This is a genomic window from Bacillus sp. FSL K6-3431 (assembly GCF_038002605.1).
Lineage (GTDB): Bacteria > Bacillota > Bacilli > Bacillales > Bacillaceae_C > Lederbergia.
The window spans coordinates 1,143,557-1,164,520 of the sequence record NZ_JBBOCT010000001.1; the positions used below are offsets into that span (position 1 = coordinate 1,143,557).

The window sequence follows — 20,964 nt, forward strand, 5'->3', positions numbered from 1 at the left end:
GATTATAACTTGTGTTTTATTCTGTATACATAAGCTAATATTTCTGCAACTGCTTTAAAAAAGTCATCAGGAATTATTTCTCCTATGTCTACTTGATCATATAAAGATCTTGCCAATGGACGATTCTCAACCATCACAATTTGATGGCTACTAGCAATCAGTTTAATTTTTTGAGCCATAAAATCTACGCCTTTTGCAATTACAATCGGAGCGTCCGCATTTTTTTCATCATATTTTAGTGCAATGGCATAATGCGTTGGATTTGTAATAATGACATCCGCTTTAGGTACTTCCTGCATCATTCTAGACATCGCCATTTCTCGCTGTTTTTGTTTAATTTTCGATTTAATTAACGGATCACCCTCGATATTCTTATATTCATCTTTAATATCCTGTTTTGACATTCTGATATTTTTTTCGAAATCATATTTTTGGTACAAAAAGTCAAACAGCGATAAAAATAAAAGTGCAAGAGATGCCGCAATGCCCATCTGTATTGTTAAACTACCAACCGTTTTTAACGTAGCAGCGATGGATTGGTGTGATAATAAGAGTACTTCATCAAACCGGCCCCATAAAACTGACACAGTAATTGCTCCAACAAAGCCGATCTTTAATATAGATTTCATTAGTTCGACAATAGCTCTAATCGAAAAAATCCTTTTAAAGCCTTTAATTGGATCAAGCTTCTCTAATTTTGGTTGTAAAGGCTCCGCTGTGAACATGAACCCAACTTGTAATAAGTTGGCTCCTATACCCGCAATTAAAGCAATTAACATAATCGGCCCTAATAAAAATACTAGTTCCTTTAAAACACCAAGCAAAATTATTTGTACGTTTGCTTCAGTTAGGTCCATCAGCATATATTCGTTAAAGGCATGGAGAAATGTACCAATTGTAATACTTCCCATTTGCGATGAAAAGAATTGCAAAAATCCAAATACCGCTAACAAACCGAGCGCAGTGTTTACATCCTGACTTTTAGCTGTCTGCCCTTTTTTCTTGGATTCCTGACGTTTTTTTGGTGTAGCTTTCTCTGTTTTTTCTCCTGCGAAAAATTGAAGATTAAGATTGAGTTGTTTCATCTTAAGCCTCCCATATACTCCATTGCAGTTCGCATAATTAGCAGCATCGTTTCAAATAAATGTTGAACTACTTCAAACATCACACCAAGAACAATGAATATAACAAGAAAACTAACAGCAATTTTTATTGGAAAGCCAACAACAAATATATTTAATTGCGGTACTGTTCGAGCGATAATCCCTAAAGCTACATCGACTAAAAATAAAGAGGCAACCACCGGGATCGACATTTGAAATGCAATCATAAACATTAATCCAAAGGATCGGATGATGTATTCTATAAACGATGCATTACCAAAAGGAATAAACACTTGATCTATGGGAATAAATTGATAACTATGAAAAATACCATCAAGTATTAAATGATGTCCATTGATTGCAAGTAAAAATAATAATGAAAACATGTATAAATATTGACCCATGAGTGGACTTTGCGCACCAGTCTGTGGGTCGATAACATTAGCGATCGCAAACCCCATTTGGAAATCGATAAAACCTCCAGCGATTTGAATGGCAGATAATATCATATAACCAATAAATCCGATTAAAAGTCCGATACTTGCTTCTTTAAATATGAGTAAAAAATATTCACCATTAAAAGCAAGCGGTTCGATATCAATGGTATATTGCATTAAAATGGATAGAAAAAATGCAAAACCAATTCTATAGGAAGCTGGAAGTGTGCGATATGAAAAGAGTGGCATTGTCACGAAAAATGCCGATACCCTCATAAATACAAGTAAGAAAACGGAAATATTGGGAAGTAAATTTTCCATTCAGTTAACCTACAAATCTAGTTAAGTTTTGAAATATTTCCGTTGCATATGATAAAAGCTTACTTAACATCCATGGCCCCATAATAACTACCCCAATTAGCACAGCTACAATTTTGGGAATGAACGCCAGTGTTTGTTCCTGTATTTGAGTAGTCGCTTGAAATATACTTACCGCCAGCCCCACTCCAAGAGCAAGCAGTAAAAGCGGGCCCGCTACAACGAGTGTAGTGAAAACTCCATTTTGAGCAAGCGATATAACTGATTCAGCATTCATTCAAACACCCCACTGATTGTTCATTATTGAAGAATATCATGATTTAACCAAAACTTTGAAGCAATGATTGAATAACTAAATACCAGCCGTCCACTAGAACAAACAATAATATTTTAAATGGTAGTGAAATCATGACAGGTGGAAGCATCATCATTCCCATCGACATTAATATACTGGCAACAACCATATCAATCACTAAAAATGGTATAAAAATCATAAATCCAATTTGAAATGCCGTTTTCAGTTCACTTAAAGCGAACGCCGGAACTAAAGCGGTGATCGGAATGTCTTGAATTGTTTCAGGACGTTCCATCTCGGCATAATTTAAAAATAATTCCAAGTCTTTTTGCCGTGTATGTTTACTCATAAATTCTTTAAAAGGTATCGCAGCACGTTCATATGCTGTCTCTAAATTTATTTCATCGTTGAATAATGGCTGCAATGCTTCCTGATTCACTTCCGTAAGCACTGGTGTCATGATAAAAAATGTTAGAAATAACGATAGACCAACTAAAACCTGATTTGGCGGCATTTGTTGCGTCGCAAGTGATGTCCTAACAAATGACAAAACAATAATGATCCGTGTGAAGGATGTCATTAAAACCAAGATGCTCGGAGCAAGCGATAATACAGTTAATAGTAGAAATAGCTTGACAGAAGTTGACACAGAAGCGGCTGAACCGTCATTAAAAAATTCCATAAACTCATTCATCGAATCTTTGCTCCTTCTCTTCAAGCTCACTAATAACCTTTTTACGATCTTTTTTTATCTCATCTAATTTTTCTTTTAAATGAACATGAAATGCTTTATCACCATTCTGATTACTTGAACGAAGATTTTTCTGTTTATTTGCCTTCAACCATTTGGTCAAAACATCTGTTGGTTGCAAGCTTTGGTCTTGTTGTTCCTTATAGAGACGAATATAATCTTGAAGTTCTTCTTCATCTGTTATTTCTTTTAGCAAGCGGATATCTTCTCCTACACCAAGAATCAGTATCTGCCTACCGACTTTGACGATTTGAATCGATCGATTTCCGCCAAGTGCCGTTCCACCGTAATTCTGTACTAACTTATTATGCTGATAAGATTGGCTCTTCTTATTAATAAATTTCAATAAAATATATAATAGAAATACAACAAACAGAAGTGCCGCTATCATTTTGATTACATCTAGTACCCCGATGCCTACCTTTGTTGATTGGTTAACAGGCTCATCATTATTTGAGTTATCTTTAGAAACATTGTCTTCACTTTTGTTATTTTTATAATGATCAGTGACACTATTTTCTAAGGCCTCTGCACTCACATTCATTAAAGAATAATTGAATGACAATGCAGCAATCACAAAAAAGAGGCCAATGATCATTATTTTTCGAAAGAAAATCATATAATTGCTTACCCTAATGTTTTGGATATAGCTTCAATTACGCGATCTGCTTGAAAAGGTTTCACAATAAAATCTTTTGCACCAGCTTGGATCGCATCGATAACCATTGCTTGTTGTCCCATTGCGGAGCACATAATAATTTTAGCAGAAGGATCAAATGATTTTATTTCTTTTAGAGCTGCTATACCATCCATTTCAGGCATTGTAATATCCATTGTTACAAGATCCGGCTTCAAATCTTTATATTTTTCCACTGCTTGAGATCCATCTGCGGCTTCACCAACCACCTCAAAACCATTCTTCGTTAATATATCTTTAATCATCATTCTCATAAAAGCTGCATCATCTACAATTAAAATTCTATTTGCCACTAAAATCCCTCACAGTCTATTATTTTAGTCTTTTAATACGATCAGTTTTACTTGCGATGTCAGTTACTCTTACACCGAAGTTTTCATCAATTACTACAACTTCTCCTTGTGCTATCAATCTATTATTTACAAGAATATCAACAGGCTCACCTGCTAGTTTGTCAAGTTCAATAATTGATCCAGAACCTAATTCAATTATTTCTTTTACTGTCCGACTTGTTCTTCCCAACTCAACTGTCACTTGCAGTGGGATATCTAGTAACATTTCTAGATTGTTTGTTTCAGTCGTAGTTGTTGGCATTGCATTGAATTCAGAAAAATTAGCGGTTTGAACATTCGGGTGTGTTTCTCTTTCAACCGAATTTCTTATGTCTGACAAATTTCCACGTTCTGTCATTTGGGTATTATTACCATCTGGTTTAGATGCCTTGGTCTCATTCATCTCAATCTGTGATGTTTGTATTGTCTTTGATGTTTCACTTTCCGCTTCTGTTTGAGTAAATAAATCCTCGACAAGCTTTACTGCAAAATCAACGGGTAACACTTGCATAATACTTGAATCAATTAAATTTCCTATTTTTAATCTAAAAGAAATTTTAGCAAGTAAATTTTGTTGAGGAAGCGTCTCTGTTCCTTCGCCTTCTGTGACATTTAATAATTCAATGGATGGCGGCGAAATATCTACCTTTTTATTAAAAACAGAAGACATCGATGTAGCGGCAGATCCCATCATTTGATTCATTGCTTCTTGGACTGCGCTCAAATGGATTTCATCCATTGACTCCATTGGGGATTTCCCATCTCCTCCTAGCATCAAATCCGCAATTATTGCAGCATCTGTTTGTTTGATGACAAGTATATTTACCCCTGAAAATCCTTCTGTATACTTTACTTGAATTGCTACATATGGATGCGGAAACTCATCTTCCAGCTTGGCATAATCTATAATTGAAACAGCCGGAGTGGTAATTTCAACTTTTTGATTTAATAATGTCGATAGAGCCGTAGCTGAACTTCCGAAAGAGATATTGCCAATTTCCCCTAATGCATCTTGTTGCATTTCTGATAAATAGTCGATTACATTAATTTTATTAAACTCTTCGCTAGATTCGGGAGGAGTTGTCCCTCCGTTCAATAACGCATCGATCTCATCTTGAGAGAGCATTTCACCAGTCATTTTCCTTGTCTCCCTCCTCTAAAGTACTTAAGATTTGCACAGCTAATTTCTTATTTACTTTCCCAGGTTGCCCCGTGAATTTTGGAATCTTTCCTATCTTCACGATAAGAGGTTCATCGATTCGTGTATTCAATTCAATTACATCACCATGATCTAATAATAAGAAATCTTCAATAGATAGCTCAGAAATACCAAGTTGAGCTGTCAGCTGCACGTTTGATTCTTTTACTTTTTGTTCTAGCGTGGCCACTTCTTCAGGCTTTCTATTTTTACTTACTGTTTCCATCCAATAATGTGCTGAAAGCTTCGGTATTATCGGTTCAAGCACAACATGTGGGATACAAATATTAATCATCCCACTTGTATCTCCTACACTGGCATTCATGGAAATAACTACAACTGTTTCATTTGGTGAAACAACTTGAAGAAATTGCGGATTTACTTCGAGCTCCGACATGACTGGCTCAATTTCGGCAATACCTGACCATGCATCTTTTAAATATTCCAATGTATGTTCGAACAAATTAGTCATGAGTCGAAGTTCAATCTCTGTTAAATTTTCAATTTTATTAATGCTTGTACCTTGTCCACCTAAGATACGATCTATCATTGCATAGGCTATATTAGGATGGATTTCCATAATCATTCTTCCCTCAAGAGGCGGAACCTCAAAAACATTTAAGATCGTCATACTAGGAACAGATCGAATATATTCTTCGTAAGGTATTTGATCAGCTGAAGCCACTGCAATATTGACATAAGTCCTAAGTTGTGCCGAAAAATAGGTTGTAAGTAATCGCGCAAAGTTTTCATAGATTCTTGTTAAGCTTCTAACCTGATCTTTAGAAAACCTTAATGCTCGTTTAAAATCATATACCTTTACCTTTTTTTCTTCGTCTTCTTTCTTTAAATCCTCGGCCGACATTTCTCCTGTTGAAATAGCAGAAAGCAAAGCATCAATTTCATTTTGTGACAAGATATCTGCTGACATATCTACACCCCCGTTTCAATGGTTTATTATGTTTATGAAATAATATAGGAGGTGATATACACTTTCACAACTTTCCCTTTTTGCATTAGTTCATTAATCTTTTCCTTCATTGATTCTTCCAACTTCAGCTTACCTTCTTTACCATCCAAATCAGCAGCATCCATCTCAGATAATTCCGATATCATTAGATTTTGAATCTGGAAATCTCGTTTAGTAAATTCTTCTTTCGCTTTCTTTCCATCTGTTTGTACTTTGAAAGATATTTTAACATAATCATTACTCTTTAAATTTGTCGTTATTTCTGGGACATCAACGGATACTTTCAATACCTCTTCAATAGAGGGTTCTTTTTTATTATCAGATGGATTAAACTTCATCGTGATAATCAACGCTAGAGACGCAAGAAGCAAAATAGCCGTTAAAAGAACAATCATTGTATTTATCAGTTTTTTACTCATCCTCAAAAACCTCCAATTCCTTACGGCCGAGAAGATAGATCGACTGATAGAAAGCCAATATTTGTTCTTTCACCCGCTCTTCTGATTCGGCGACAACATATTTGCGACCGTTAGTTAATGTAATCGTAGTGTCGGGAAAAGATTCGATTTTCTCGATTAGTAACGCATTTAATTGAAATGTCTTTCCATTCAATTTTGTAATAGTAATCACAGTAAAAATCAGGGCCGGCTTGATTACCAGGCCCTATCCCCCCTTTATCCTTATCGTTTTAAGTTAATAAGTTCTTGTAAAATTTCATCTGAAGTCGTAATGATTCTTGTATTTGCTTGAAATCCACGTTGTGCAACGATCATTTCAGTGAATTCTTCAGATAAGTCAACATTCGACATTTCAAGCGCACCTGAAACGATTGTGCCTGCACCACCATTATTAGGAATCATTGGTGTAGCTAAACCTGAGTTTGCACTACCGACATACAGATTTTCGCCAACCTTCTCAAGACCACCTGGATTATTAAAGCGGGCAATCCCGATTGATGATACAGAAGTAAATAAATCACCGTCTTTAGTAAAACCTGGGACACTAGGTGTATCTGATTTAATAAAACTAATTTTACCATCCTCAGATATCCCTAGGCTTTTAATATTTTTAATGTCTGGAATTTGAATACGCTGGGATTGGTTATCTAAGACAAAATGCCCAGAAGCAGTAACCAGATTTCCATTATTATTCAGGTATAAGTTTCCTGCTCTTGTATAAAATGTATCTGTCCCTTCTTGTACCATAAAATATCCGTCCCCTTGTATTGCTAGGTCAAGCACTCGACCGGTCGGCTGCAAGGAACCTTGCGTATCAATCGTATCGATTGCAGCAATTTGAGCACCTAATCCTACTTGCTGCGGATTGATTCCTCCTTTACCTTGTGCAGGTCCACTTGCTCCTGAAATCGTTTGGTTAACCATATCTTTGAACGCAACACGCCCTTTTTTGAATCCGTATGTGTTAACATTCGCGATGTTATTACCAATTACGTCTAATTTTGTTTGAAAGTTTTTCATCCCACTAATTCCTGAATACATTGAACGAATCATTTAATATTGTTCTCCCTTCGATTGAACCGCGTCAGTCAGTCGGCGATTCACGGCTTCCGTTTAGGTCCAGCCGTTTTCTGTTAAGTATTTTTTAATCCATAATGATTGTGCCATCTATTTTCGTGAAAATCTGTTTACCAGCTTCTTGTCTATCCATTACCGTAACTACCGTATTATTTTTCGCACTCACAATTAAAGCAGCATTCTTTATTATCACTAGCGAATCATTCACACCTTTTCGCTTTGCCTCATCCACTTTTACACCGATTTGTTTCCAAACATCCGGTTCAATCTCTATTTTTCGTTCATTCATTCTAATCCCAGCATGTTTACTTATTGTTAAATTTGTTTTTTGGGATACCGCCTGTTCCAAATGCTTTGAAAATGACTTATCCGTATGATTGGAATATATTGGTGCCTTTTTCGGAAAAGGCTGTATTGTAATTGGTTGCGATGGAAGTCTATGAATAAAATTATTTTTCACTACTTACACCTTCACCTTCTATTTAGTGCGTGTTCAAAAAGGTGCCAAATTAGAAACAAGAAGTTCGAGGCGAGAAGGTTTTGAGGATCGGAGCGTATGCTTTTAATACGTGAGAACCGGAAAAACCGAGCAACGAAGAAATTCCCCGTTTATCATTTGGTGACTTTTTGGACATCCTCTATTATGCTATTTTCGTGATTTCCCCCGTTTTAACCGAACTGCCTTCATCTGTAATGAGCCAGACAAAACCATCCTTCATCGAAACTGAACTCACTGTACCATTCATTTCATTTTCGCCATCCATCCATGTAATCTGTTTCCCGATCATCGAACTTGCCTGAATGAGTGGTGTTTCAGATGCCATGCTATTCACTTGTGAAATATTTGCAGGCGCCAATTCTGTACCATCTTCTAAAATCAATTTAACTGTATCACCCATAAATTGGACTGTTTTGACAATACCATTTCCTTGAGTGACGGTAGATTCACCCGTTTCAGCAGATTCATCCATTTTATGCCATGTTACATCTTTACCAACAAATTGATTAAATGCGATTAAGCTCGTTTGTGATTCAAGCTCTACCATTTTTTCAATAGAGATATTCATATTAGTCATTTGCTCTAGTGAAGAAAATGTAGCCATTTGCGCAATAAAATCTTTATCTTCCATAGGATTCATTGGATCTTGATTTTGCAATTGAACCATTAAGATCTTTAGAAAATCATCCTTACCTAAAATATCATTACCAGTTTTTACATCTCGCTTCTGTACCGATGATAGAAGTAGATTTTCATTTATGGAATTAACCATGTCTTATGTTACACCTCCGTTTCAAACAAAATAGTATTTAAAGCTTCCGCAAAGTCTAAGGTATCATCCTTTTCCTTATTTTTCTGTTCAGGACTATTTTTTTCCTCACTATTTTGTCCTTCATCACGAGCATTTCGATCCATATATTTTTGCAGATCATTTTGACTAAAATGAACGTCAATTTTATCAACTTGGATGTTTTGTTGATTAAACGTATGTTTTAGACTATGAAGCTGGGAATCTAGCAAATCCTTAGCTGTACTTGTTGATACAATCATTCGTGCTATCATCACGCCTTCTTTTTGCAAAAGTTCCACTCTTAGGGCACCTAAATGTTCGGGATATAACTTAATTAAAAGCCTAGTTGATCCTGGTGTTTGTGATAACTGTGATTTAGCCAAAATGTTTGAAAAAGCTTTTATCAACTCACTAGCTTTTTGCTCTTGATTCGGTTTCGCTTCAACATGTAATGTGTATTGCTCTATTTTAGGTGTAGGTTCTTGGCTCTGCACAGGCATTAACGATATTTCTTTATTTGGTGGTGCAGGTATTATTTTCACTAAATTCATTTGCTGATTAGGCAGAAGTAAAGAGTTGTTTTTCTGAGTATTCTCTTTAGAAATGACCGATTCCACTATACTACTCAGATCGCGAATGCGGCTATCATTTTCTGCAATTTTCAATCGATTAAACAGTTCTTCGACCACAGTATCCAGCTTTTCCATTTTGTTTATGATTGTAGTATTCTCTTGGATAGTTCTAGCTCCAAATTGTATTTTCTTAACAGTGTTCATGATACTTACTAATTCCTGATTAGTTAATTGAAGTAGTTTTTGTGATTCCAACTGACTTATTTTTGTCAAAAGATGTATAGTCTTCTCAATTAAATCTGTTGATTGGTCATTTTCTTGCATTTCAGTCTTGGAAAACCCTTTATCTTGTTCTACCATGATAGAAACGGATGAGTCTTTAGCATGTTGCTCCTTGATTAATGCGACTATATCTTTAGCATCTATGTTGAAAGGAATAGTTGGAACACCATTTTTTTGCTCTTCGAGTAAAGGGTTTGGATCTTTATCCTGTTCTTCCAATACAAGCTCTGATGGAACTTTATCTGGTTCTTCCGGAATAGGTATTGACTGTTGATCTTCGTTAAAGGCGATCACATTCTCATTTTCTTTTACTGTGTCTGGAACAGATAAAGCGATAACTTGGTGTTTCTTGTTGGGAGTGAAAAGAACTTGGTTATTATCTAATTTGTTATGAACGGAATACTCATTATGATGTTCGTTCCCTAGATGATTGAATGATGTACTGTTTAGATTTTTACTTTCATTAATCAAACCTACTATTTTTTCATCAATTATTTCCAACATTTTTTGAAAATCTGGATCTTTATTCATAATTAGCGTTAATAATTCCTGAATAGTTGTTACCTCAACACTTTTCAATTCCTGAATAAAATCTGCAGGAAGATCACTTTGAAAAACATCAATTAATTGTGCCACATCAAATGTAGCTGCTTTATCGCTTTTCATATTATTAGTTTTAGTATTTGTCCCTATCGCTGTTTCGAGTGCTACAAAGAAATTCGATCTCGGTAAGCTTGGTGTTGTTGGACTTTTAGCAATCTGAACAGCGGTATTAAATGTTCCAATCCTCAATTGTTTTTTCACCACCCTTCAATGAATTTGAATTATTTTGTTTTAGCTGAGAGTAACCCAGAAAAAATCGCAGCATTTTTAGGTGGCATTTGCTCTAATACTTTTGCCAAAGATTTGGTGTTAAGATTGGAAAGAATTTTAACTGCTTCGTCCTCTTTCATTTCTAGAATAATTGGCGCAGCTTTTTTAGGAGTCATAGCTTCAAATGTTGAAACTATCTCTTTAAATGCACGTTTATTTTCGGTTTGAATTTGACGTAATTCTTCAATAGTCTGCTCCAGTCTTTCTTGTTCAGCTAGAATTTGTTCCTTTTCCACATCTTTATTCTCTAGTTGACCTTGCAATTGATTGATTTTAGCATCTCTATCCTGGATTTCCGCATCTAGACTAATGATTTTATCTTCATACTCAACGTTATTTGCATTTTCTTTTCCATCTTTTATATCAGTTATGAAAGGTAATTTCCCACTAATTTCTTTGGCTTTTTCAAAAATATTCACCCCTTTAAATGAAGCAATTAGCAGTCCCAGAAATACAGCAAAAAGAAGCGGAATGAAAAACCAAAATATCAATTTTTGGAGAAATCCAGTTCTTTTTTCTTCTGCATGGTTTTTAATGGTTTTCTCCACTTTACCACCTAATTTCCTTCCCGATGAAAATACTGAATGGAAGATATTTCATCTAATTGCGTATTTTCTAATTGATTCAATACTTTTAAATAATGATTGTAATTTCTTTCTTTTAACTTTTCGTATTTCTTCATTTCAATATTGCTTTCTTTCAATTGCTCTTCACACCAATTCATCTTATTCCTAGCATTCATTACCATCATTTGAACATGTTCGATCGTCTTTTCTAAATTAGAAATAAAATGTTGATAATGACGGATTTCAAGAATTGCCAATCCTTGTTGTAGTTGCTTTGCTTGATATTGCGCTAGATCTTCTTTCTTTTTTAATAAACCAAATAATTTTTCTGCACATTCCTCGAATTTTCTCACGGAATCTTGATATAGATTAAACGCTTCTTCTTTTTCTCTTTCTTTTAAATTCAATATTTTTTGGAACTTGAATGTATAATTCAATTGAATTCACCTGTTTCTGAAAGATCTATCAAAGATTTAATACTTTCCTGGATGGACTTTTTTTCATCCGTAGCTTGTTTTAAAAATGAGATGATTTCTGGATAAGCTTTTATTGCTTCATCAATTTCTCGAGAAGCACCTTTTTTATAGGCTCCAATGTTTATTAAATCCTCTGAATTTAAATAGATACTCAATAAATCACGGATTTTCTCCGCAGCCGCCCGGTGTTCCGAACTTACAAGATGGTTCATAAGTCTACTAACACTTTGTAGTATATTAATAGCTGGATATTGTCCTTTATTTGCTAAAGAGCGATCAAGAACAATATGCCCATCTAATATCCCCCGTACAGCATCTGCGATTGGTTCATTTAGATCATCACCATCAACTAGCACAGTGTAAAATGCGGTGATGGAACCATATTGATTTGTGCCAGTTCGTTCCAATAAACGAGGCATAATTGAAAATACTGATGGAGTATAGCCTTTCGTTGCAGGTGGCTCTCCTACCGCAAGACCAACTTCACGCTGTGCCATTGCTACGCGTGTAACGGAATCCATCATGAACATCACATCACAACCTTTATCACGGAAGTATTCCGCAATTGCTGTTGCTGTGAAGGCACCTTTAATTCTCATTAATGCTGGCTGATCGGATGTTGCAGCAATAATGATCGACTTTTTCAAACCTTCTGGTCCTAGATCGTTTTCTACGAATTCCCTTACTTCTCTTCCGCGCTCACCTATTAGTGCAATAACATTTATTTCTGCTTTAGTATTTCTAGCTATCATTCCTAGCAAAGTGCTTTTTCCGACTCCACTTCCTGCAAATATCCCAAGTCTTTGACCTTTACCTACAGTTAATAAGCTATCAATCGGTCTGACCCCAACTTCTAACGGTTCAGCAATCATAGGTCTACTCAAAGGATTAGGTGGGGTTTGGTCTGTATCCACTGCATTCATTCCAACCGGCATTGTTGATCCATCTATAGGATTCCCTAAAGAGTCAATCACTTTTCCAATCAATTCAGGACCTACCTTGATTTGTAATGGTTTATTTGTCGCTTCTACAATACTTCCAGGTCTTATGTCTTGAATATTTGTATAGGGCATTAGTACAATATTTTGTTCTTTAAAACCAACTACTTCTGCCATAATTTTTCTTTTCGTCGTTTTTCCACCTACATGTATAAAACAAACATCACCGATAGAACTTTCTGGTCCTTGCGATTCGATCATCAATCCGACTACTTTTATTACTTTTCCATAATACTGAAGCGTATTTATATTACCGATAAAGGGAAGTAACTCTTTTGCTTTCATGTAGGCTCACCTTCAATTAACGATTTCAAGTTCTTCTTCAGTTCCACTAGTTGACTTGAAATACTAGCATCAATTCTTCCGTTATCAGATTCAATATAACAAGCAAATTCCTCTAACTCCGTATCTGGATAGATAAAGCATTTTAGATCATTAGGAAATAAAGCATCTAATTCTGCTTTTTCACTAATAAGTAGGTCATAATTAACAGGGTGGACATGAATTTGAATATCCCTAAATTCCCTAGCCTCTTTCAATGCTCTTTTTACAAGCGGAAGAAATCTTTCTTTTTCCTCTTCCAATGTGGTATAAAGAATTTTTTCCGCGGCCGCGATGGCAATTTCTAAAATTGTTCCTTCAGCACTTTGGACGTGTTCCGCAAAAGCTGTTTTTGATTCATTTGTTACTTGGTTTGCAATCTCTATTAAACCTGCGTATTCATTAAAACCACTTTTTTTGCCTTCTTCCACACCAGTTTGGAAACCTTCTTCATATGCTAATGCAGACAAATTTCCCTTTTCTAGCTCCCATTCATTCCGTTGCTTGTTTACCAAAGCAATAATATCTTTAGCCTGGGCTTCAGCTTGGTGGATAAGATTGTTTGCCTCTTTTTTTGCATCATCCATTATAGTTTGTCTCTCATTGTCTAATTGGTAATTTCCAAGTTCTTCATTTTCTTCATCAGATTCAACATGCACTAATTTTACTTTAATCAGCTTTGAATCTTTGGCATTTATTGTTGATGATCCATGCTTAATAATTCTAGACAATAATATCATCTCCCCCGCCACGGGCAACGATAATCTCTCCAGTCTCTTCCAACCTGCGAATAGAATTAACAATGTTGGTTTGAGCTTCTTCCACATCACGTAAACGTACAGGTCCCATGAATTCCATTTCTTCTTTAAAGGTTTCAACCATCCGTGTAGACATATTACGATAAATCACTTCTTTTACCTCATCACTTGAAATTTTAAGTGCAAGTAAAAGATCTTCATTTTCACATTCACGAATCACTCGCTGTATGGAACGATTATCCAATGTGACAATATCCTCAAACACAAACATACGTTTCTTAATTTCTTCAGCAAGTTCCGGATCCTGAATTTCTAATGAATCAAGTATTGTTTTTTCAGTCGCACGATCTACTCCATTCAACACCTCTACTACTGCTTCAATTCCACCCGTTTGCGTATAATCTTGCGTAACAGTTGCTGAAAGCTTCCTTTCAAGTATTGCTTCCACTTCACTAATTACTTCAGGTGAAGTGCTATCCATAATTGCAATTCTTTTGGCAATATCAGCTTGTGCTTCTTGTGGAAGTTCGGATAAAATTTGTCCAGCTTTCTCGGGATCTAAATAAGATAAAATAAGCGCAATTGTTTGTGGATGCTCATTTTGAATAAAGTTTAATATTTGACCCGCATCGGCTTTTCGGGCAAAATCGAATGGTTTTACTTGCAGTGATGATGTAAGCCTATTGATAATCTCCATTGCTTGCTCAGCACCGAGCGCTTTTTCAAGTACCGTTTTGGCATAGCCAATCCCTCCTTGAGAAATATAATCTTGGGCGATTGCAATATTATGAAATTCATCCATCACGTCTTCTTTTGCAGCTGTATCTACTTTTCGTACACTTGATATTTCCAATGTTAATTTTTCCATTTCTTCTTCAGATAAGTGCTTATAAACAGATGAAGCAACATCTGGTCCAAGTGAAATTAAGAGGATAGCAGCTTTTTGTTTCCCTGTTAGTCCAGCTTCTCTTCTTGACATATCCATCCTCCTAATCTTCGGTTAACCATGTACGTAACAACTTAGCAAATTCATCTGGCTTTTCTTTAGCCATTTTCTCTAACTGTTTTCTACGAATGTTCGCTTCTGACATTACTTCCTCATTTAAATCCGGGATGTCTATTGGTTCCGGAATATCCTCTTCGACAATTGTTTCTTCTTCCGTCCGCTTTCGTTTTCTTAACAAGAAGAAAATTAGTAGACCTATCACGAGAAGCAGCAGACCTCCGATAGCAAATGCCCACCAAGGCATCATTGTTTTAGGGTCCGTTTTCATCTCTACTTTCCCATTAAACGGTTGAACAGAAACAAGCACTTTGCTTTCTACCGCAGCATCAGAAATATCTGTTCCTAAATCTTTGTTAATCGATGTTTTCACAATCGTAGATAACATTTTTTGAATATCTTCTTTTCTATCTTCTGGAAATGAATTGATATCGTCTGGGTTAGGAGGTTCAACCATTACTTGAATTCCAAGATCTCGAACCTTATAAGGACTCTCGACAATTTCTTTTCGAATTCTGTTCACTTCAAAGTTAAGGGATTCTTCGGATTTTTCAAAATCTCCATCGCCCTCTGTACCTTCCAAGTATTGATTACCACCACTATCTGCAGGATCTTCTGCCGCAGGGACTCCACCAACTACATCATTTGTTCCCGTATATGTTTCAGTTATTCTTTGAGCACTAATCTCGATCCCACGCATATTTTCTTCATCTACTGGTGTAACAATATTTTCTTCTCTATTCTCTTGTGTAAAGTCAATATCAGCAGTAACTGAAGTCACGATCTTATCAAATCCCATTAGTGTACCAAGCATATTTTGTACTTGGCGCTGGATATCTCGCTCAACTTGACTTTTGATTTGCATTTGCTGTGTATACCCACCATCAGCGTATTGTTCATCGTTTAAATCAAAGTAGTCTAAAAATTGATTTCTAATGATAATATTTTCCGGTGGTAAATTTGGTACACTTTTAGATACCAAATGATACAGTGATTTTATTTGTTTTTCACTGAATTCATGACCTGGCTTAGTTGTAAGAACAATTGATGCTGAGGCAGATTCATTCACATCACTCACAAACACACCTTTTTCAGGAATATTGAACATAACAGTAGCATCGTCAATTCCTTCGATACTTTTCATTAATAAAGCAAGTTCGGTTTGGGTGGCATCCAATTTCAAAACATTGAACTCGTTATCCGTCATACCAAAACCAGAATTTTGCCCAAAAAATGCGTAATCAATATTTCCTGACTTTGGCACTCCTTCAGCAGCCAGCTCAACCATTAATGTTTCTGCATTTTCCTTTGGAACCTTTATAGTCGTACCACCATCAGCAATTTCTGATTTAATCCCTTTAGAATCAAGACTTTCCTTAATAGAACCAGTTTCAGAAGGTGTTAAATTCGTATATAGCGGTACTAATGTAGTTTTTGTTGTGAAATAAGCGATGCCCACAAAAAAAATAATGGCTGTCAAGAGTGAACCCAATAAAATAAATCTTTGGTTCCCTGTTCTACTCGACCAATATTCTTTCGCTTTACTTTTATATTTTAATAGTGTCTCTTTCATGTACAAGCCCCTTAACATACACACATTTATTAAACTCTCACTCTATCGTTCCATTATTATCAATTAAACTTGCATTCTCATTATTTCTTGATATGCCTCTACTGCTTTATTTCGGATTTCTAAAGCCGCTTGAATGTTAATGGATGCTTTTTGTGCAGTAATCATTACATTATGTAACTCTATCTCTTCACCTCTTGCCAATTTTCCAGTAGCGATATCTGATTGTATTTGTGAAGAGTTCACATCATTAATAGCATTTTTTAAAAAAGCACCAAAGCTAACATTTTGTTCCGTTTCGTTCAATTGCTTTATCGCAGTGTTATTTATATTGTTAATCTTGTCAGGCTGAACGTTGGCTAATTGAATACTATTTATTGGCATTTCTAAAAAACCTCCTTGATAAAGATTATTTACCGATTTCTAATGCTTTCATATACATTGATTTTGCTGCATTTAATACCGTAACATTTGCTTCATATGATCGTGTTGTGCTGATTAAATCCACCGTTTCTTTTAATGGATCTACATTCGGTAGTTGAACAAATCCTTCCTCATTTGCATCTGGATGCTGCGGATCATATTCAAGGCGATATGGGGCTTCATCTTCAACGATATTAGTTATTCTTACCCCTTTTGGATCAGAACTAACATTTTTAGCATTAATTGCTGTATTTAACACAGAAGAAAATGATGAACCTTTTGGTTGCATTACAACCATTTTTCTTGTGTACGGTTGCCATTCGCCATCTACCATTTTTCCTCTAGTCGTATCTACATTTGCCATATTTGAAGATATAACATCCATTCGTAAACGCTGCGCAGTTAATGCAGAGGTAGTAATATTCATACTTTGAAATATCGTCATTTTATCTACCTCCTCTTATTACGTTTGAAAGAGTTGAAAACTTACCGTTTAGTCTTTCAATTAAAGCATTATAATAAATTTGATTTGTTGCTAAGTCTGACATTTCCTTATCCATATCTACATTATTACCGTTATGATGATACTGTTGATTTTTATTCGTGATAATTGGAGATGTTACGGGTTTGGTTGTGAACGGAATATGGCGAGGGTCGCTCCTATACGAATGGATAGATTTACCACTTTCCTCATTGAGCATTTGTTTGAAATCCACATCTTTACTTTTATAATTAGGCACATCCGCATTTGCAATATTTTGTGCTGTCATTTTTTGTTTCATTGATGAATAATTTATTGCTTTTTCAAGCGAGTTTATATTTCCTGAGAATAAGTCCAAAGAATGGCACCTCCGGTAAGTATTTACACATATCTTAACCATTATTAATTGTAACTGTTTTGTTACTTTTAGTCGAGAGGGTAATTAATTTTTTATGACAACTTACGACATTTAAGTGACTTTTGTTCTATATTAGGTAAAATCATTCTTAATTAGATTTCATCATGACTTTAATACCATTTATCCGAAATTGGACATCCTTGGAATATCCAATCAATGTCTATTATACCCATGATTTAACAAGCAATCAAGGGTTATTATATAGGTTATTAGAAATAGGTCTTTTTACCGACTGTATTCTTTTACATTATTTACATTAGCACGATACGAACGGAATTACTACATAATCTGACAATAATATCTAGAATCCCTACAAGTCTTATTTCCCTCAAAAAAAAGACCACGGAGCATCCGCAGTCTTTAGTGTACTAATTTAATTTGATTTAATTTTTTCCAATTCTTTTAGAAATTTCGAATTCAGAACTTTAATATAAGTTCCTTTCATACCAAGTGATCTAGATTCTATTACTCCAGCACTTTCAAGTTTCCGTAATGCATTAACGATAACGGAACGCGTAATACCAACTCGGTCAGCAATTTTTGATGCTACTAACAAACCTTCACTACCATCTAATTCTTCAAAAATATGTTCTATCGCTTCAAGCTCACTATATGAAAGGGAACTAATTGCCATTTGTACAACAGCCTTACTTCTTGCATCTTCTTCAATTTCTTCTGACTTTTCACGTAGAATTTCCATACCAACTACAGTTGCTCCATACTCAGCCAATATTAAATCAGCATCTTGGAACTTTTCTTCTAGACGTGCAAGAATTAACGTACCAAGACGGTCTCCACCACCAATGATTGGCACAACAGTAGTTAAACCATTTCCGAATAGCTCTTTATTTTCTACCGGAAACGCCGTAAATTCGCTCTCAACATCTAAATTAGAAGAGGTTTCTGTAATTTTAAAGAGATTTTTTGTATACTCTTCTGGGAATTGTCTATCTTCTAACATTTGTTTCATTCTTTCGTTTTCAACTTGTTGATTGATCGCGAATCCAATCAACTTACCGCGTCTACTTAATACGAACACATTAGCTTCAATAACTTCACTTAGGGTTTCAGCCATTTCTTTAAAATTCACTGATTTACCTGAAGTCTTTTGTAGCATTGAATTGATCTTTCTTGTTCTTGTTAATAAATCCATTATTTTTTCCTCCTAAATTTAACCACATCATATATGCTGATACATATATGATGTGTTTTCTTTCACATAATCATGTCTACTAGTATTTTGATAATATTTAACTTTGACTTTTTCTAAAGTCATTAACGCTTATAGAATAAACTCACTTAGATCCTTATCTGTTGCTATTGCACTTAGTTTTTCATTCACGTAATTCTCTGTGATGTTTATTTTTTCTAATGTCACTTCTGGTGCTTCAAACGATAAGTCCTCGAGAAGCTTCTCCATAATTGTATGAAGACGTCTTGCACCAATATTATCCGTTTGTTGATTTACGTTAAAGGCTATTTCCGCAAGCCTATAAATAGCTTCGTCAGAAAATTCGATTTGTATACCTTCTGTTTCTAATAAAGCAACGTATTGTTTAATTAACGCATTGTCTGGTTCTGTTAAAATGCTAACAAAATCTGAAATTGATAATTTCCCTAGCTCTACTCGGATCGGAAATCTTCCTTGTAATTCAGGGATAAGATCTGATGGCTTCGCAATATGAAAGGCTCCAGCCGCAATAAATAACACATGATCCGTTTTAACCGGGCCATATTTAGTAACAACTGTTGACCCTTCAACAATCGGCAAAATATCGCGTTGAACTCCTTCTCTCGATACATCTGCAGAGGAAGAATTACCTGTTTTGCTTGCTATTTTGTCAATTTCATCAATAAAAATAATTCCCGTTTGTTCCGCACGAGTAATTGCTGTTTGCGAAACTTCGTCCATATCAATCATTTTTTGTGCTTCATCATTTGTTAGGACGATACGTGCATCTTTTACAGCCAACATTCGCTTCTTCGTTTTTTTAGGCATCAAATTGCTAAATGCATCCTGCATATTCATACCCATTTGTTCCATCCCGGAGCCTTGAAGCATATCAAACATCGATGGCTGTTGTTCTTCCACTTCCACTTGAACCATTTGATCTTCCAGCTCTCCAGCATGTAGCTTTTCTAGAATAATTTTTCTTTGTTCACGAATATTACTTTCTTTCTGCTTGTCATCATCTTGGTCTTCTTCTTGTTGTTGTCCACCAAAGATCATCTCAAATGGATTTTTAAAGTTTTCACTTTTCTTTTTCGTAGGAACGAGTAATTCAACAAGACGTTTATTCGCTTGTTTTTCAGCTTGTTCTTTGACATTTAGCATTTTCTCTTCTTTTACGATTCTAATTGCTATTTCCATCAAATCTCTTACCATCGATTCTACATCGCGCCCTACATAACCTACTTCAGTAAATTTAGTTGCTTCAACTTTAATAAATGGTGCTCTGACCATCTTTGCCATACGTCTAGCAATTTCCGTTTTACCGACACCAGTAGGACCTATCATTAATATATTCTTTGGAATGATTTCATCACGGATATCAGGACTTAGCAAACCACGTCGATACCGGTTACGGAGAGCAACTGCAACAGCTCTTTTCGCTTCCTTTTGCCCAATAATATGTTGGTCAAGCTTCTCTACAATTTGTCTTGGGGTCATGTTTGCCCCCTGCATCCTTAATTCCAATCCGATTCCTCCTTTGCAGTGTAAGCAAACAAGCCTTATATTTCTTCAACAATAATATTCCGGTTCGTATACACACAAATATCTGCTGCGACTTCCAAAGCAGCATATGCTATTTCCTTGGCAGTTAACTGATCAGCGGCATACTTTTTTAATGATCTTCCAGCAGCTAATGCAAAGTTCCCACCGGATCCAATAGCCAATATCCCATCATCCGGTTCAATCACTTCACCGGTACCTGAAACGAGCAATAAATGGTCTTTATCCATAACAATCAACATTGCCTCAAGCTTACGCAATACTTTATCGCTTCGCCATTCTTTTGCCAATTCTACTGAAGCTCGTTGTAAGTTTCCGTTAAACTCCTGAAGCTTGCTTTCGAATTTCTCAAACAGCGTGAAAGCATCTGCAACTGAACCCGCAAAACCTGCTAATATTTTACCATTAAATAATTTGCGGACTTTTCTCGCAGTATGTTTCATTACGACAGCATTACCAAATGTCACTTGGCCATCACCAGCCATTGCACATTCCCCTTTATGTTGAACAGCAAAAATGGTTGTAGCATGAAATTGCCCCATCGTTATTCCTCCTCACTTACAT

General features: G+C 35.6%; 26 protein-coding genes. All 26 read right to left on the minus strand.

Features of this window, described 5'->3' with window-relative positions:
- Window positions 1–2: 2 nt before the first annotated feature.
- The 26 genes from flhB to hslV all read right to left on the minus strand — a co-directional run bounded on the left by flhB (window position 3) and on the right by hslV (window position 20,942).
- The gene (gene flhB / locus MHB53_RS05775; RefSeq protein WP_340916225.1) at window positions 3–1,085 is read right to left on the minus strand and encodes a flagellar biosynthesis protein FlhB; all 1,083 of its coding nucleotides are present in this window, start codon (window positions 1,083–1,085) and stop codon (window positions 3–5) included.
- Complete coding sequence (gene fliR, locus MHB53_RS05780) at window positions 1,082–1,861, minus strand: flagellar biosynthetic protein FliR (RefSeq protein WP_340916226.1); 780 nt, start codon at window positions 1,859–1,861, stop codon at window positions 1,082–1,084. The genes flhB and fliR overlap by 4 nt, the downstream gene beginning before the upstream one ends.
- Window positions 1,862–1,865: 4 nt before the next feature.
- The gene (fliQ, locus tag MHB53_RS05785) at window positions 1,866–2,135 is read right to left on the minus strand and encodes a flagellar biosynthesis protein FliQ (protein WP_340916227.1); all 270 of its coding nucleotides are present in this window, start codon (window positions 2,133–2,135) and stop codon (window positions 1,866–1,868) included.
- Window positions 2,136–2,178: 43 nt separating this feature from the next.
- Window positions 2,179–2,847, minus strand: coding sequence for a flagellar type III secretion system pore protein FliP (fliP, locus tag MHB53_RS05790; protein ID WP_340916228.1), 669 nt, complete (start codon window positions 2,845–2,847; stop codon window positions 2,179–2,181).
- Window positions 2,840–3,523 (minus strand): flagellar biosynthetic protein FliO, encoded by a 684-nt coding sequence (locus tag MHB53_RS05795; RefSeq protein WP_340916230.1) that lies wholly within the window; start codon window positions 3,521–3,523, stop codon window positions 2,840–2,842. Before MHB53_RS05795 ends, fliP begins: the two co-directional genes overlap by 8 nt.
- Window positions 3,524–3,531: 8 nt before the next feature.
- Entirely contained in the window at window positions 3,532–3,894 is a 363-nt protein-coding gene (locus tag MHB53_RS05800; protein WP_340916231.1) for a response regulator, read from the minus strand.
- 19 nt (window positions 3,895–3,913) lie between these two features.
- Window positions 3,914–5,071 (minus strand): flagellar motor switch phosphatase FliY, encoded by a 1,158-nt coding sequence (gene fliY, locus MHB53_RS05805; protein WP_340916232.1) that lies wholly within the window; start codon window positions 5,069–5,071, stop codon window positions 3,914–3,916.
- Window positions 5,061–6,062 carry a flagellar motor switch protein FliM gene (gene fliM / locus MHB53_RS05810; protein WP_340916233.1) on the minus strand — a complete coding sequence of 334 codons (1,002 nt, stop codon included), beginning with the start codon at window positions 6,060–6,062 and terminating at the stop codon, window positions 5,061–5,063. The genes fliY and fliM overlap by 11 nt, the downstream gene beginning before the upstream one ends.
- A 32-nt stretch (window positions 6,063–6,094) precedes the next feature.
- Window positions 6,095–6,520, minus strand: coding sequence for a flagellar basal body-associated protein FliL (fliL, locus tag MHB53_RS05815; RefSeq protein ID WP_340916235.1), 426 nt, complete (start codon window positions 6,518–6,520; stop codon window positions 6,095–6,097).
- The gene (locus MHB53_RS05820) at window positions 6,513–6,731 is read right to left on the minus strand and encodes a flagellar FlbD family protein (protein WP_340916237.1); all 219 of its coding nucleotides are present in this window, start codon (window positions 6,729–6,731) and stop codon (window positions 6,513–6,515) included. The genes fliL and MHB53_RS05820 overlap by 8 nt, the downstream gene beginning before the upstream one ends.
- Before the next feature lie 50 nt (window positions 6,732–6,781).
- Window positions 6,782–7,612 carry a flagellar basal body rod protein FlgG gene (flgG, locus tag MHB53_RS05825; RefSeq protein ID WP_340916238.1) on the minus strand — a complete coding sequence of 277 codons (831 nt, stop codon included), beginning with the start codon at window positions 7,610–7,612 and terminating at the stop codon, window positions 6,782–6,784.
- 91 nt (window positions 7,613–7,703) lie between these two features.
- Window positions 7,704–8,096, minus strand: a complete 393-nt coding sequence (locus tag MHB53_RS05830; RefSeq protein WP_340916239.1) for a TIGR02530 family flagellar biosynthesis protein — start codon at window positions 8,094–8,096, stop codon at window positions 7,704–7,706.
- A 181-nt stretch (window positions 8,097–8,277) separates the two neighbouring features.
- Entirely contained in the window at window positions 8,278–8,907 is a 630-nt protein-coding gene (gene flgD / locus MHB53_RS05835) for a flagellar hook assembly protein FlgD (RefSeq protein WP_340916240.1), read from the minus strand.
- Between the two features lie 8 nt (window positions 8,908–8,915).
- Complete coding sequence (locus MHB53_RS05840) at window positions 8,916–10,571, minus strand: flagellar hook-length control protein FliK (RefSeq protein WP_340916241.1); 1,656 nt, start codon at window positions 10,569–10,571, stop codon at window positions 8,916–8,918.
- Between the two features lie 32 nt (window positions 10,572–10,603).
- Window positions 10,604–11,200: a MotE family protein gene (locus MHB53_RS05845; RefSeq protein WP_340916242.1), complete on the minus strand. Its 597-nt coding sequence runs from the start codon at window positions 11,198–11,200 to the stop codon at window positions 10,604–10,606.
- An 8-nt stretch (window positions 11,201–11,208) separates the two neighbouring features.
- Complete coding sequence (fliJ, locus tag MHB53_RS05850; protein WP_340916243.1) at window positions 11,209–11,655, minus strand: flagellar export protein FliJ; 447 nt, start codon at window positions 11,653–11,655, stop codon at window positions 11,209–11,211.
- A complete protein-coding gene (gene fliI / locus MHB53_RS05855; RefSeq protein WP_340916244.1) occupies window positions 11,652–12,977 on the minus strand; it encodes a flagellar protein export ATPase FliI in 1,326 nt (441 codons plus the stop codon). Before fliI ends, fliJ begins: the two co-directional genes overlap by 4 nt.
- Window positions 12,974–13,744, minus strand: a complete 771-nt coding sequence (gene fliH / locus MHB53_RS05860; protein WP_340916245.1) for a flagellar assembly protein FliH — start codon at window positions 13,742–13,744, stop codon at window positions 12,974–12,976. Before fliH ends, fliI begins: the two co-directional genes overlap by 4 nt.
- Window positions 13,737–14,750, minus strand: a complete 1,014-nt coding sequence (fliG, locus tag MHB53_RS05865; RefSeq protein ID WP_340916246.1) for a flagellar motor switch protein FliG — start codon at window positions 14,748–14,750, stop codon at window positions 13,737–13,739. The genes fliH and fliG overlap by 8 nt, the downstream gene beginning before the upstream one ends.
- A gap of 10 nt (window positions 14,751–14,760) precedes the next feature.
- Window positions 14,761–16,347, minus strand: coding sequence for a flagellar basal-body MS-ring/collar protein FliF (gene fliF / locus MHB53_RS05870; RefSeq protein WP_340916247.1), 1,587 nt, complete (start codon window positions 16,345–16,347; stop codon window positions 14,761–14,763).
- Between the two features lie 63 nt (window positions 16,348–16,410).
- Window positions 16,411–16,728 carry a flagellar hook-basal body complex protein FliE gene (gene fliE, locus MHB53_RS05875; protein ID WP_340916248.1) on the minus strand — a complete coding sequence of 106 codons (318 nt, stop codon included), beginning with the start codon at window positions 16,726–16,728 and terminating at the stop codon, window positions 16,411–16,413.
- 25 nt (window positions 16,729–16,753) lie between these two features.
- The gene (gene flgC / locus MHB53_RS05880; RefSeq protein WP_340916249.1) at window positions 16,754–17,212 is read right to left on the minus strand and encodes a flagellar basal body rod protein FlgC; all 459 of its coding nucleotides are present in this window, start codon (window positions 17,210–17,212) and stop codon (window positions 16,754–16,756) included.
- A gap of 1 nt (window position 17,213) precedes the next feature.
- Window positions 17,214–17,606 (minus strand): flagellar basal body rod protein FlgB, encoded by a 393-nt coding sequence (gene flgB / locus MHB53_RS05885; RefSeq protein WP_340916250.1) that lies wholly within the window; start codon window positions 17,604–17,606, stop codon window positions 17,214–17,216.
- 433 nt (window positions 17,607–18,039) lie between these two features.
- Complete coding sequence (codY, locus tag MHB53_RS05890) at window positions 18,040–18,819, minus strand: GTP-sensing pleiotropic transcriptional regulator CodY (protein ID WP_340916252.1); 780 nt, start codon at window positions 18,817–18,819, stop codon at window positions 18,040–18,042.
- 129 nt (window positions 18,820–18,948) lie between these two features.
- Entirely contained in the window at window positions 18,949–20,352 is a 1,404-nt protein-coding gene (gene hslU, locus MHB53_RS05895) for an HslU--HslV peptidase ATPase subunit (RefSeq protein ID WP_340924505.1), read from the minus strand.
- Between the two features lie 47 nt (window positions 20,353–20,399).
- On the minus strand, window positions 20,400–20,942 hold the full coding sequence (gene hslV / locus MHB53_RS05900; protein WP_340916253.1) for an ATP-dependent protease subunit HslV: 543 nt from the start codon (window positions 20,940–20,942) through the stop codon (window positions 20,400–20,402).
- Between the last annotated feature and the right edge of the window lie 22 nt (window positions 20,943–20,964).

What these genes read in the sequence shown, in the direction of transcription:
- flhB (WP_340916225.1), bottom strand. Translation starts at nt 1,085, where the DNA reads ATGAAACAACTCAATCTTAATCTTCAATTTTTCGCAGGAGAAAAAACA.
- fliR (WP_340916226.1), bottom strand. Translation starts at nt 1,861, where the DNA reads ATGGAAAATTTACTTCCCAATATTTCCGTTTTCTTACTTGTATTTATG.
- fliQ (WP_340916227.1), bottom strand. Translation starts at nt 2,135, where the DNA reads ATGAATGCTGAATCAGTTATATCGCTTGCTCAAAATGGAGTTTTCACT.
- fliP (WP_340916228.1), bottom strand. Translation starts at nt 2,847, where the DNA reads ATGAATGAGTTTATGGAATTTTTTAATGACGGTTCAGCCGCTTCTGTG.
- MHB53_RS05795 (WP_340916230.1), bottom strand. Translation starts at nt 3,523, where the DNA reads ATGATTTTCTTTCGAAAAATAATGATCATTGGCCTCTTTTTTGTGATT.
- fliY (WP_340916232.1), bottom strand. Translation starts at nt 5,071, where the DNA reads ATGACTGGTGAAATGCTCTCTCAAGATGAGATCGATGCGTTATTGAAC.
- fliM (WP_340916233.1), bottom strand. Translation starts at nt 6,062, where the DNA reads ATGTCAGCAGATATCTTGTCACAAAATGAAATTGATGCTTTGCTTTCT.
- fliL (WP_340916235.1), bottom strand. Translation starts at nt 6,520, where the DNA reads ATGAGTAAAAAACTGATAAATACAATGATTGTTCTTTTAACGGCTATT.
- flgG (WP_340916238.1), bottom strand. Translation starts at nt 7,612, where the DNA reads ATGATTCGTTCAATGTATTCAGGAATTAGTGGGATGAAAAACTTTCAA.
- flgD (WP_340916240.1), bottom strand. Translation starts at nt 8,907, where the DNA reads ATGGTTAATTCCATAAATGAAAATCTACTTCTATCATCGGTACAGAAG.
- fliI (WP_340916244.1), bottom strand. Translation starts at nt 12,977, where the DNA reads ATGAAAGCAAAAGAGTTACTTCCCTTTATCGGTAATATAAATACGCTT.
- fliG (WP_340916246.1), bottom strand. Translation starts at nt 14,750, where the DNA reads ATGTCAAGAAGAGAAGCTGGACTAACAGGGAAACAAAAAGCTGCTATC.
- fliF (WP_340916247.1), bottom strand. Translation starts at nt 16,347, where the DNA reads ATGAAAGAGACACTATTAAAATATAAAAGTAAAGCGAAAGAATATTGG.
- fliE (WP_340916248.1), bottom strand. Translation starts at nt 16,728, where the DNA reads ATGCCAATAAATAGTATTCAATTAGCCAACGTTCAGCCTGACAAGATT.
- flgC (WP_340916249.1), bottom strand. Translation starts at nt 17,212, where the DNA reads ATGACGATATTTCAAAGTATGAATATTACTACCTCTGCATTAACTGCG.
- codY (WP_340916252.1), bottom strand. Translation starts at nt 18,819, where the DNA reads ATGGATTTATTAACAAGAACAAGAAAGATCAATTCAATGCTACAAAAG.
- hslU (WP_340924505.1), bottom strand. Translation starts at nt 20,352, where the DNA reads ATGCAGGGGGCAAACATGACCCCAAGACAAATTGTAGAGAAGCTTGAC.
- hslV (WP_340916253.1), bottom strand. Translation starts at nt 20,942, where the DNA reads ATGGGGCAATTTCATGCTACAACCATTTTTGCTGTTCAACATAAAGGG.